The following is a 12602-nucleotide window of genomic DNA, read 5'->3' as shown; positions in this document are numbered from 1 at the left end:
TTGATGGACACCGAAGAGAAGCTCCGGGAGTACCTGAAGAAAGTCACCGCCGACCTGCGGCGGACCCGGCAACGGCTCCGTGACGTCGAGGCCGAGGCACAGCAGCCGATCGCCATCGTCGGCACGGGCTGCCGGTTCCCCGGCGGGGTGCGGACGGCCGAGGAGCTGTGGGACCTCGTCGCGGCCGGTGGCGACGCCATCGCCTCCTTCCCCACCGACCGTGGCTGGGACCTGGAAGCGCTCTACGACCCCGAGCGGTCCCGGCCGGGCACCTCCTCGGTCCGCGAGGGCGGCTTCGTGCCCGACGCCGCCGAGTTCGACCCCCGGCTGTTCGGGGTCTCGCCGCGTGAGGCGCTGGCGATGGACCCGCAGCAGCGGCTGCTGCTGGAGACCTCGTGGGAGGCCGTCGAGTCGGCGGGCATCGACCCCACCAGCCTGAGGGGCGGCGCCGTCGGCGTCTTCGCCGGCGCCAGCTTCCAGGGGTACGCCAGCGGGTCGGTGGGTCGCGCCCAGGAGGTCGGCGGACACCTGCTCACCGGCAACGCGACCAGCGTGTTGTCGGGTCGGGTGGCGTACTCGTTCGGGTTCGAGGGGCCGGCGGTGACGGTGGACACGGCGTGTTCGTCGTCGTTGGTGGCGTTGCACCTGGCGGTGCAGGCGCTGCGGTCGGGCGAGTGCGACCTTGCCCTGGCCGGCGGCGTCACCGTGATGCCCACCCCGGCGGTGTTCGTCGACTTCACCCGGCAGGGCAACCTGTCCCCGGTGGCCCGGTGCCGGGCGTTCGCCGACGCGGCGGACGGCACGGCGCTCGCCGAGGGTGTGGGCGTGCTGCTGGTGCAGCGCCTGTCGGACGCGCGGCGCGAGGGGCGCCCGATCCTGGCGGTGGTGCGTGGTTCGGCGGTGAATCAGGATGGTGCGTCGAACGGGTTGACGGCGCCGAATGGTCCGTCGCAGCAGCGGGTGATCCGGCAGGCCCTCGCGAACGCCGGGTTGTCGGCGGCCGACGTGGATGTGGTGGAGGCACACGGTACGGGCACCACGTTGGGTGATCCGATCGAGGCGCAGGCGTTGCTGGCCACCTACGGGCAGGGTCGGGACGAGCCGTTGTTGTTGGGGTCGGTGAAGTCGAACATCGGTCACACGCAGGCCGCCGCCGGGGTGGCGGGCGTGATCAAGATGATCTCGGCGATGCGGGCGGGCGTGGTCCCGGCGACCCTGCACGTGGATGTGCCGTCGTCGCACGTGGACTGGTCGTCGGGTGCGGTGGAGTTGGTGACGCAGTCGCGTGAGTGGCCGGGGGTGGGGCGTGTCCGGCGTGCGGGTGTGTCGTCGTTCGGTATCTCGGGGACGAACGCGCACGTGATCCTGGAGCAGCCGGAGCCCGAGGCCGATCCGGAGGTCGCGGCGGAGCCGGAGTCCGCTCCGGCGCCTGTCGCGCGGGTGCCGTGGGTGGTGTCGGGGCGTTCGGAGCGTGCCCTGGTGGGTCAGGCGGGGCGGTTGGCGTCGTTCGTGCGATCCCGGTCCGACCTCGCGGTCGCGGATGTGTCGTGGTCGTTGGTGGCGACCCGGGCGGCGTTGGAGCATCGTGCGGTGGTGTGGGGTTCGTCGGTGGACGAGTTGGTGGCCGGTTTGTCGGCGGTGGTTGAGGGCCGGCCGGCGGTGTCGGGTGTGGTGTCGGCGGGTCGTCGGGCGGTGTTGTTCACGGGTCAGGGTTCGCAGCGTGCCGGCATGGGTCGGGAGCTGTACGAGGCGTTCCCGGTGTTCGCGTCGGCTTTCGACGCGGTGTGCGCGCAGTTCGATGGTTTGTTGCCGCGTGCGTTGCGGGAGGTGGTGTTCGCGGAGGGGGGTTCGGCTGAGGCCGCTCTGGTGGATCAGACGGTGTTTGCGCAGGCGGGGTTGTTCGGGGTGGAGGTGGCGTTGTGGGAGTTGTTGTCGTCGTGGGGTGTGCGGGCGGATTTCGTGGCGGGTCATTCGATTGGTGAGGTGACGGCGGCGTACGTGGCGGGGGTGCTCAGCCTCGCGGATGCGTGTGTGTTGGTGGCGGCGCGGGGTCGGTTGATGCAGGCGTTGCCGGCCGGTGGGGTGATGGCGGCGGTCGGCGCGTCGGAGGAGGCTGTCGCCGAGCTGATCGCGGCTGCGGGTGTGGCGGTGGATGTGGCGGCGGTGAACGGTCCGGCGTCGGTGGTGGTGTCGGGTGCGGCGGGTGAGGTCGCGTCGGTGGTGGCGACCGCCCGTGAGCGGGGTTGGCGGGTCAAGGAGTTGTCGGTCAGTCACGCGTTCCATTCGCGGTTGATGGAGCCGATGCTGGACGAGTTCCGGTCGGTGGTGGCGGGGCTGGACTGGCGGGTGCCGAAGATCCCGGTCGTGTCGAACGTGACCGGTGCGGTCGCGGACGCGGGGGAGGTCACCGACCCGGGCTACTGGGTGCGGCACGTGCGGCAGGCGGTGCGGTTCGCCGACGCCGTGCGGACCCTGCACCAGCAGGATGTGACGCACTTCCTGGAGGTGGGTCCCGACGCCGTGCTCACCGCGATGGCGCAGGACTGCGTCGAGGCGACCGGCGACGTCCGGTTCACCGCCACGCTGCGTGCCGGCCACTGCGAGGCCGACACGCTGCGTACCGCCCTCGCCGGGTGGTACGTCACCGGTGGCCACGTCGACTGGACCGGGTACCTCACCGGGACCGGGGCCCGGCCCCGCACGATCGCCCTGCCCACGTACGCCTTCGACCACCAGCGCTACTGGCTCAACGCCACCGCCGGTGGCGCGGGCGCACCCGGGCTCGGAGTCCGCCCCGTCGACCACGCGCTGCTCGGCGCCGCCGTACGCGTGGCCGACGACGACGTACGGGTCTTCGGCACCGAACTCTCCGCGCGGACCCACCCGTGGCTCGCCGAACACCTCGTCTGGGACGCCGTGGTGGTGCCCGGCGCCGCCCTCGTCGAGATGGTCCTGCACGCGGGCGCGCAGGTCGGCTGCGACGCGCTGGACGAACTGACCCTGGAGGCGCCGATGGCGATCGCCGAGCGGGGCGCCCGGGCGGTGCAGGTCAAGCTGGGCACGGCGGACGAGGAGGGACGCCGGGCCGTCACCATCCACTCCCGCGCCGCCGCCGACCCGGACGGGGAGTGGGACCGCCACGCCGCGGGCGTCGTCGCACCCGCCGCGCCACAGCCCGACGGGCCCGACCCGTCGCCCTGGCCGCCCACCGCCGCCGCCGTCGTCGCGGCCGACGAGGTCTACGCCGAGCTGTCCCGGCTGGGCGTCGAGTACGGCCCGCTCTTCCGCGGCCTGCGCGCGGTCTGGCGTACCGACGACGAGGTCTGCGCCGAGGTGGCGGTGCCCGACGGCACCGAGGTCACCGGCTTCGGCATCCACCCCGCGCTGCTGGACGCGGCGTTGCACGTCGTCGGCCTGCTCGACGAGGACGGGGAGGCCTCCGGCGTACGACTGCCCTTCGCCTGGACCGGCGTCACCCTATCGGCCGTCGGGGCCACCGCGCTGCGGGTACGGGCCCGGCGCAGCGGCGGCGGGGTCACCCTGACCCTGACCGACCCGGCCGGCACCCCGGTGGCCCGGATCGCCTCCCTGGTCTCCCGCCCCGTGACCGCCGACCAGGTACGCGGCGTCGACGCGGGCGTCGACTCCCTGTACGACGTCGCATGGCAGAGCGTGCCGTCGAGTGCCCCGACGACCGCCCGCGCGGTGCTCCTCGGCGACGCCCCGTCCGACCTGTCCGGTCTCACCAGGTACGGGCTCACGGAGCTGGCCGAGGCGGTCGACGCCGGCCTGCTCGACGCGGAGCTGGTGCTGCTCGCCGCGTACGCCGACGACGAGCGGGCCCCGGTCCCCGCCGCGACCCGGACCCGGCTCGCCGCCGTGCTGACCGCCGTCCAGGGCTGGCTCGCCGACGACCGGCTGGCGCAGCGACGGCTGGTGGTGCTGACCCGTGGGGCCGTCCCCGCCGGCGACACCGCCCGCGCGACCGATCTGCCCGGCGCGGCGGTCTGGGGCCTGCTGCGCTCGGCCCAGGCGGAGCACCCCGACCGTTTCGTGCTCCTGGACCTCGACGAGGCGCGGCGACCGGAGCCCGGCACGCTGGACCTGGTGGCCCGCGCGGTCGCCACCGGCGAGCCCCAGCTGGCGGTCCGGGACGACCGGGTGCTGGCACCCCGGCTCACGCCCGCCGTCCTCGACCCGGCGCTGGGCGCCGAACTCGACCCCGACGGAACGGTCCTGGTCACCGGGGCCACCGGCGCCCTCGGCGGCCTGCTGGCCCGGCACCTGGTCGGCGCGCACAAGGTGCGCCGCCTGCTGCTGGTCAGCCGGCGCGGGGCGGACGCCCCCGGCGCGGCGGAGCTGCTGACCGAGCTGGCGGCGCTGGGCGCGCAGGCCCGTCTGGTGGCCGGCGACGTGGCGGACCGGGATTCCCTCGCCGCACTGCTGGCCGGCGTCCCCGCCGAGCACCCGCTCACCGGCGTGGTCCACGCCGCCGGCGTCCTCGACGACGCGGTGATCTCGGCGCTGACGCCCGAGCGGGTGTCCGCCGTGCTCGCCGCCAAGGCCGACGCCGCCTGGCACCTGCACGAGCTGACCCGGGGGCGGGACCTGTCGATGTTCGTCCTCTTCTCGTCGGTCGCCGGCGTTCTCGGCGGCCCCGGGCAGGGCAACTACGCCGCCGCGAACGCGTTCCTGGACGGGCTCGCCCACCACCGGCGCGCCTCGGGTCTCGCCGCCACATCCCTGGCCTGGGGGCTCTGGGCCGCCGACAGCGGGATGACCGGCGGCCTCGACGCCGCCCAGCGGCAACGGATGAGCCGCAACGGCCTCAGCCCGCTCGACACCGAACAGGCGCTGCGCCTCTTCGACGCCAGCCTGCGCGGCGGACGCCCCCACCTGGTGCCGGCGCTGCTCGACGCCGCCGCGCTGCGCCGCCAGGCCGACGCCGGCCAGCTCCCGGCGCCACTGCGGGGCCTGGTCCGGGCCCGCCGGCGCGTCCTCGACGGAGGCGGCGACGGCGGGCCGTCCTTCGCGCAACGCCTGGCCACCACGCCGGCGGCGGAGCGCGGCCGGCTGGTGGAGGACATGGTCAAGGCGCAGGTCATCGAGGTGCTCGGCTACCCGCCGGCCACCGTCGTACCGTCCGGGCAGACGTTCACCGGCCTCGGCTTCGACTCGCTGACCGCGGTGGAGCTGCGCAACCGGCTGACCGCCCTCACCGGGATCCGACTGCCGGCGAGCCTGATCTTCGACTGCCCCACGCCCGCCGCCCTCGCCGACTTCCTGCTGGTCGACGCCGCCCCGCCGACGCCCGAAGCGGGCCTGCTGGCCGAGCTGGACCGGCTGGAGGCCGCATTCGCCGCTACCGGGCCGGAAGAGCTGGAACGACTGGCCGGCGACGACGAGACGAGGACGGCCGTGGCGGTCCGCCTCCGGGCGCTGGTCACCAGGTGGAGCGACGCCACCGACCGGCCGGCCGACGTCAGTCAGGCCCTCGACGAGGCCTCGGACGACGAGCTGTTCGACTTCATCGACCAGAAGTTCGGCCGATCCTGACCACGAGTCCGCCGCTTGCCCCTTAGCGACAGGTGATCAACCCGATGGCGAACGAAGCCAAGCTCCGCGAGTACCTCAAGCGCGTCACCGCTGACCTGCACGAGACCAGCGAACGCCTGAGGGCCGTCGACGAGCAGAACCACGAGCCGATCGCGATCGTGGGGATGGGTTGCCGCTACCCGGGCGGGGTGCGGACCCCCGAGGCGCTGTGGCGGCTGGTCGAGTCCGGCGTCGACGCCGTCACGCCGTTCCCGGCCGACCGGGGCTGGGACGTCGAGAACCTCTACGACCCCGACCCGGACGCGCACGGCAAGTCGTACACCCGGGAAGGTGGCTTCCTGCACGACGCCGGCGAGTTCGACGGCGGCTTCTTCGGCATCTCCCCCCGCGAGGCGCTGGCGATGGACCCGCAGCAGCGCCTGCTGCTGGAGGTCGCCTGGGAGGCGGTCGAGCGGGCCGGCATCGCCGCCGACTCGCTCAAGGGCAGCCGCACCGGCGTCTTCACCGGCGTCATGTACCACGACTACGTCTCCCGGCTCAACGGCGTGCCGGAGGAGGTCGAGGCGTTCGTCGGCACCGGTAACCACGGCAGCGTCGTCTCCGGCCGGATCGCGTACACCTTCGGGTTCGAGGGCCCGGCGGTCACCGTCGACACCGCCTGCTCGTCGTCGCTGGTGGCGCTGCACCTCGCCGTGCAGGCCCTGCGCTCCGGCGAGTGCACGCTCGCGCTGGCCGGCGGCGTCACCGTCATGTCCAGCCCCGACACCTTCATCGGCTTCAGCCGCCAGCGCGGCCTGTCCCCGGACGGGCGGTGCAAGTCCTTCGCCGCCGCCGCCGACGGCACCGGCTGGAGCGAGGGCGCCGGCCTGCTGCTGCTGGAACGGCTCTCCGACGCCCAGCGCAACGGCCACCCGGTGCTCGCCGTGGTGCGCGGCACCGCCGTCAACCAGGACGGCGCCTCGAACGGCCTCACCGCGCCGCACGGCCCGTCGCAGCAGCGGGTGATCCGCCAGGCCCTTGCGAACGCCCGGCTCGCCCCGGCCGACGTGGACGCCGTGGAGGCCCACGGCACCGGCACCCGCCTCGGCGACCCCATCGAGGCGCAGGCGCTGCTCGCCACCTACGGCCGGGACCGCGCCGACGACCAGCCCCTCTGGCTCGGCTCGATCAAGTCCAACCTCGGGCACACCCAGGCCGCGGCCGGCGTCGCCGGCGTGATCAAGATGGTCATGGCGATGCGCCACGGCGTCCTGCCGCGGACCCTGCACGTCGACGAGCCGTCCCCGCACGTCGACTGGTCGGCCGGCGCGGTGAACCTGGTCCGCGAGCCGCGCCCCTGGCCGCGCGCTTCCCGGCCCCGGCGGGCCGGCGTCTCCTCCTTCGGTGTCAGCGGCACCAACGCCCACGTCATCGTCGAGGCCGCCCCGCCCGCCCCGCAGCCGGCCGCCGACACCGACGCCGTCACCGGGCCCGACCCGCTGCCGTGGGTCGTCTCCGCGCGCAGCGCCGCCGCGCTCGGCGCCCAGGCCGACCGGCTGCGCTCCTGGCTCGCCGAGCACCCCGACGCGGCGCCGGCCGCGGTGGGCCGGGCCCTGGCCACCGGCCGGTCGGTCCTGGAACACCGGGCGGTGGTGCTCGGGACCGACCGGGACGAACTGCTCGCCGGGCTCACCGCGCTCGCCGACGGTGTCCCGGCGACGTCCGTGCGGCGCGGGGTCGCCAGCCCCACCCGGGTCGCCGTGCTCTGCACCGGGCAGGGCGCCCAGCGCGTGGGCATGGGCCGGCAGCTGTACGCCGCGTTCCCGGCCTTCGCCGAGGCCTTCGACGCCGCCTGCACGGAACTGGACAAGCACCTCGACCGTCCCGTACGCGCCGTGCTCGACGGCCCCGCCGACGTGCTCGACCGCACCGGATACGCCCAAGCGGCGCTGTTCGCCGTCGAGGTGGCGGCCTACCGGCTCATCGAGTCCTGGGGCGTCGTGCCGGACTTCGTGACCGGGCACTCGGTCGGAGAGGTGGCCGCCGCGCACGTAGCCGGTGTGCTGTCGCTGCCGGACGCCGCCCGCCTGGTCGCCGCCCGGGGCGCCCTGATGCAGGCGCTGCCCACCGGCGGCGCGATGGTGTCGATCCGCGCCACCGAGGCGGAGGTGCGCCAGCACCTGGACACCGCCGGTGACGCGACCGGCGCCGGGCTGGCCGCCGTCAACGGCCCGGAGTCCGTCGTCGTCTCCGGCGACGAGGACGCCGTGCTGGCGGTCGCCGAACACTTCGCGGCCCTCGGCCGGACCACCAGGCGGCTGCGGGTCAGCCACGCGTTCCACTCCGCCCTCATGGACCCGATGCTCGACGCGTTCGGCGACCTGCTCGGGCAGCTCACCTTCGCCGCGCCCCGGATCCCCGTGGTCTCCACCGTGACCGGCGCGGTGCTCGATCCCGACGAGGTCCGCTCCCCGGCGTACTGGCTGCGCAACGTGCGCGACACGGTGCGCTTCGACGCCGCCGTGGCGACCCTGCGCGAACTCGGGGTGGGCGCGTACGTCGAGGTCGGCCCGGGTGGAGTGCTCTCCGCGCTGACCCAGGAGATCGTCGGAGCGGACCAGGCGGTCTGCGCCCCGCTGCTGCGCGCCGACCACGACGAGGCGACGACCGCGCTGGCCGCCGCGGCCACCGTCTGGGCGCGGGGCGTGCCGGTGAACTGGGCGGCCCTGTTCGAGGGCCCGTCCGTGCCGGTCGACCTGCCGACGTACGCGTTCCAGCGCGAGCGCTACTGGCTGCTGCCCCTGCCGCAGCCCGCCGACGTGACCGCCGCCGGTTTGACCCCGACCGGTCACCCGCTGCTCGTTGCGGTGTTCCGCTCGGCCGACGGCGACGAGGTGACCCTCACCGGCCGGCTGTCGGTGGAGAGCCAGCCCTGGCTGTCCGAGCACGCGGTACGCGACGTGGTGCTCTTTCCCGGCACCGGCTTCGTGGAGCTGGCGCTGCGCGCCGGCGCGGAGGTCGGCGCCGATCGGCTCGCCGAGCTGACCCTCCAGGCGCCGCTGGTGCTGCCGGAGACCGGCGGCGTCGACGTGCAGGTCGCCGCCGAGCGCACGGGTGGCGGGGCGTGGCAGCTGACGATCCACGCCCGCCGGTCCGGCACCGACGACCTGTGGGTCCGGCACGCCACCGGCATGCTCGCACCGGAACCGGGGACGGACGGCACCACGCTGGCCGAGTGGCCACCGACCGGCGCCGCCGCCCTGGACGTGTCGGAGCTGGCCGGGCGGGCGGCGCAGGCCGGGTTCGCGTACGGCCCGGCCTTCCAGGGGCTGCGCGCCGCGTGGCGGGTCGGCACCGACGTGTACGCCGAGGTGGCGCTGCCCGAGCCGGCGGCCGACGACGCCGGCGCGTACGGGCTGCACCCGGCGCTGCTCGACGCCGCCGTGCAGGCGGTCGGGCTGGGCATCGTCGACCCCGGCGAGGCCCGGCTGCCGTTCGCCTGGTCGGACGTGACGCTGTCCGCCCACGGCGCCGCCACGCTGCGGGTACGGCTGACCCCCACCGGCGGAGACACGGTGGCCATGCTGGTCGCGGACGCCGCCGGTGAGCCGGTCGCCAGGGTCGGTGCCCTGGTGCTGCGTCCCCTGCCGGCCGGCGACCTGACCTCCGGCGATTCGCCGTGGCGCCGCTCGCTGTTCCGCCTCGACTGGCCCCGGCACGCCGGCGGTGCCGGCGCCGCCGACGGCACGAGCTGGGCGGTGCTCGGCGACCGCCCCGCGCCGCTGCCGTCCGGCCTGGCCGCCGCCCGGCACGCCGACCTCGACGCGCTGTTCGCCGCCGGGGTGCCCGACGTCGTGCTGTTCCCGGTGACCGGCGCCGCCGCGACCGGCCCCGGCCCCGTCCACGACCTGCTCGCCCACGTCCTCGCCGTGCTCCAGGGCTGGCTCGCCGCCGAACGGTACACCGGCGGGTCCCGGCTGGTGGTCCTCACCAGCGGCGCCGTCGCGGTGGACGGCGACGCGGACGTCGCCGACCTGGCCGGCGCCTCCGTGTGGGGCCTGCTCCGCTCGGCGCAGGCCGAACACCCCGGCCGCTTCCTGGTCGTCGACGTCGACGACCAGGAGAATTCCGCGCCCGCCCTCGCCCGCCTGCTCTCGACCGACGAGCCGCAGGCGGCGGTGCGCGACGGCGTGGTCCGCGTGCCCCGGCTCGTGGCGGTCCCCGAACCCGACGCACCGGCGCCGTCACTGGAGCCGGAGGGCACGGTGCTGGTCACCGGCGGCACCGGTGCCCTGGGCGCGCTCCTCGCCCGCCACCTGGTCGCCCGGCACGCGGTCCGTCACCTGGTGCTAACCAGCCGACGCGGGGCCGACGCGGACGGCGCCGCCGGCCTGCTCGCCGACCTCGCCGACCTGGGCGCCACCGCGACGGTGGAGGCGTGCGACGCCGCCGACCCCCACGCCCTCGCCGCGCTGCTGGACCGGATCGACCCGGCGCACCCGCTGACCGGCGTGGTGCACACCGCCGGGGTGCTGGCCGACCGCACCCTGACCTCGCTCACCGCCGAGTCCCTCGGCGACGTGCTGCGGCCGAAGGTGGACGCCGCCGCGAACCTGCACGAGCTGACCGCCGGCAGGAACCTCGCGCTGTTCGTCACCTACTCCTCCGCGGCGGGCGTGACGGGCAGCCCCGGTCAGGCCAACTACGCGGCAGCCAACGCCTTCCTGGACGCGCTCGCCCACCGGCGACGGGCCGCGGGCCTTCCGGCGCTCTCCCTGGCCTGGGGACCGTGGGTCGAGTCGGGCGGCGGCATGACCGCCGGCCTCGACCGGGCCGACACCGACCGGCTGGCCCGCGCGGGCGTCCGCGCGATCCCCCAGGCGGACGGCCTCGCCCTCTTCGACGCCGCCCTGCGGACCGGCCTGCCGGCCACGGTGCCGATGGCGCTGGACGGCCCGGCGCTGCGCGCCCAGGCCGAGGCGGGCACCCTGCCGTCGGTCCTGCGGGCCCTGGTCCGGGTGCCCCGGCGCCGCGCCGCGCGGTCCGGGCCGGCGGAGACCGCCGCCCTGACCGAACGGCTCGCCGGGCTCGACCGGGAGGAGCGCGCCGCGGCCCTGCTGCGGCTCGTCCTCGACCAGGTCGCGGCGGTGCTGGGGTACGCCGACGCCGCCGCCGTCGAGGCGGGCCGCCCGTTCACCGAGCTGGGCTTCGACTCGCTGACCGCCGTGGAGCTGCGCAACCGGCTGGGCGCGGTGACCGGCCTGCGCCTGCCGGCGACCCTGGTCTTCGACCACCCGACGCCGCTCGGCCTGGCCGACCACCTGGACGCCGAGACCGGGGACGCCGCCGGCCCGCTGCCGGCCCCGGTCGCCGCTGTCGCGGCGCTCGACGAGCCGATCGCGATCGTCGGCATGAGCTGCCGCTACCCCGGCGGCGTACGCTCCCCGGAGCAGTTGTGGGACCTCCTCGTCTCGGGTGGGGACGGCATCACCGGCTTCCCCGCCGACCGGGGCTGGGACGTCGACGACCTGTACGACCCGTCCGGCGCGCGCCGAGGCAGCAGCTACGCCCGCGAGGGCGGCTTCCTGGCCGACGCCGGCGACTTCGACGCCACCCTGTTCAAGATCTCGCCGCACGAGGCGCTGGCGATGGACCCGCAGCAGCGGTTGCTGCTGGAGACCTCGTGGGAGGCGATCGAGGACGCCCGGATCGACCCGCTCGCGCTGCGGGGCCGCCCGGTCGGCGTCTTCGCCGGCATGATGTACCACCACCATGCCGCCGGGCTGGCCGACGTTCCGGAGGCCCTCGACGGCTATCTCGGCGTCGGCACGGCCAGCAGCGTGTTGTCGGGTCGGGTGGCGTACTCGTTCGGGTTCGAGGGGCCGGCGGTGACGGTGGACACGGCGTGTTCGTCGTCGTTGGTGGCGTTGCACCTGGCGGTGCAGGCGCTGCGGTCGGGCGAGTGCGACCTTGCCCTGGCCGGCGGCGTCACGGTGATGGCGACGCCCGAGACGTTCATCGACTTCTCCCGCCAGCGGGGCATGGCTCCCGACGGCCGGTGCAAGTCCTTCGCCGACGCGGCGGACGGCACCGGCTGGTCCGAGGGTGTGGGCGTGCTGCTGGTGCAGCGCCTGTCGGACGCGCGGCGTGAGGGGCGTCGGGTGTTGGCGGTGGTGCGTGGTTCGGCGGTGAACCAGGATGGTGCGTCGAACGGGTTGACGGCGCCGAACGGTCCGTCGCAGCAGCGAGTGATCCGCCAGGCCCTCGCGAACGCCCGGCTGGGCGTCGGGGACGTCGACGTCGTGGAGGCGCACGGCACGGGCACGACGCTGGGCGACCCCATCGAGGCCCAGGCGCTGCTCGCCACGTACGGGCAGGACCGCGACGAGCCATTCCTGTTGGGGTCGGTGAAGTCGAACATCGGTCACACGCAGGCGGCTGCCGGGGTGGCGGGGATCATCAAGATGATCTTGTCGATGCGGCACGGGGTGGTGCCGGCGACGCTGCACGTCGACGCGCCGTCGTCGCATGTGGACTGGTCGTCGGGCGCGGTGGAGCTGGTGACGGAGTCGCGGCCGTGGCCGGGGGTGGAGCGTCCCCGGCGTGCGGGCGTGTCCTCGTTCGGCATCTCCGGCACCAACGCGCACGTGATCATCGAGCAGGGTGAGCCGGAGTCCGCTCCGGCACCCGTCGCGCCGGTCGGGTTGCCGGTGCCGTGGGTGGTGTCGGGGCGCTCCGAGCGGGGTCTGGCGGGTCAGGCCGCGCGGTTGGCGTCGTTCGTGGGTGGGCGTTCGGGTCTGTCGCCGGTGGATGTGTCGTGGTCGTTGGCGACGGCGCGGGCGGCGTTGGAGCACCGGGCGGTGGTGTGGGGCTCGGACGTGGACGAGCTGGTCGTCGGTCTGTCGGCGGTGGCCGAGGGCCGGCCGGCGGTGTCGGGTGTGGTGTCGGCGGGTCGTCGGGCGGTGTTGTTCACGGGTCAGGGTTCGCAGCGCGCCGGCATGGGCCGGGAGCTGTATGAGGCGTTCCCGGTCTTCGCGGCGTCGTTCGACGAGGTGTGCGCTGAGTTT

At 75.3% G+C, this 12602-nt stretch carries 2 protein-coding genes; both read left to right on the top strand.

The features are described 5' to 3' along the window. Window positions 1–3: 3 nt before the first annotated feature. Window positions 4–5556, top strand: a complete 5553-nt coding sequence (locus tag V6V16_RS24785) for a type I polyketide synthase (RefSeq protein ID WP_334565756.1) — start codon at window positions 4–6, stop codon at window positions 5554–5556. Between the two features lie 44 nt (window positions 5557–5600). Continuing rightward, window positions 5601–12602 (top strand): type I polyketide synthase (locus V6V16_RS24780; RefSeq protein ID WP_334565754.1); only part of this gene is annotated, 7002 nt, incomplete at its 3' end.

Source organism: Micromonospora sp. CPCC 205561, assembly GCF_036906775.1.
In the GTDB taxonomy this organism is placed as follows: domain Bacteria; phylum Actinomycetota; class Actinomycetes; order Mycobacteriales; family Micromonosporaceae; genus Micromonospora.
The sequence above is the reverse complement of the archived record's forward strand: the minus strand, read 5'-3'. Positions and strand labels throughout refer to the sequence as shown.

What these genes read in the sequence shown, in the direction of transcription:
- V6V16_RS24785 (WP_334565756.1), top strand. Translation starts at nt 4, where the DNA reads ATGGACACCGAAGAGAAGCTCCGGGAGTACCTGAAGAAAGTCACCGCC.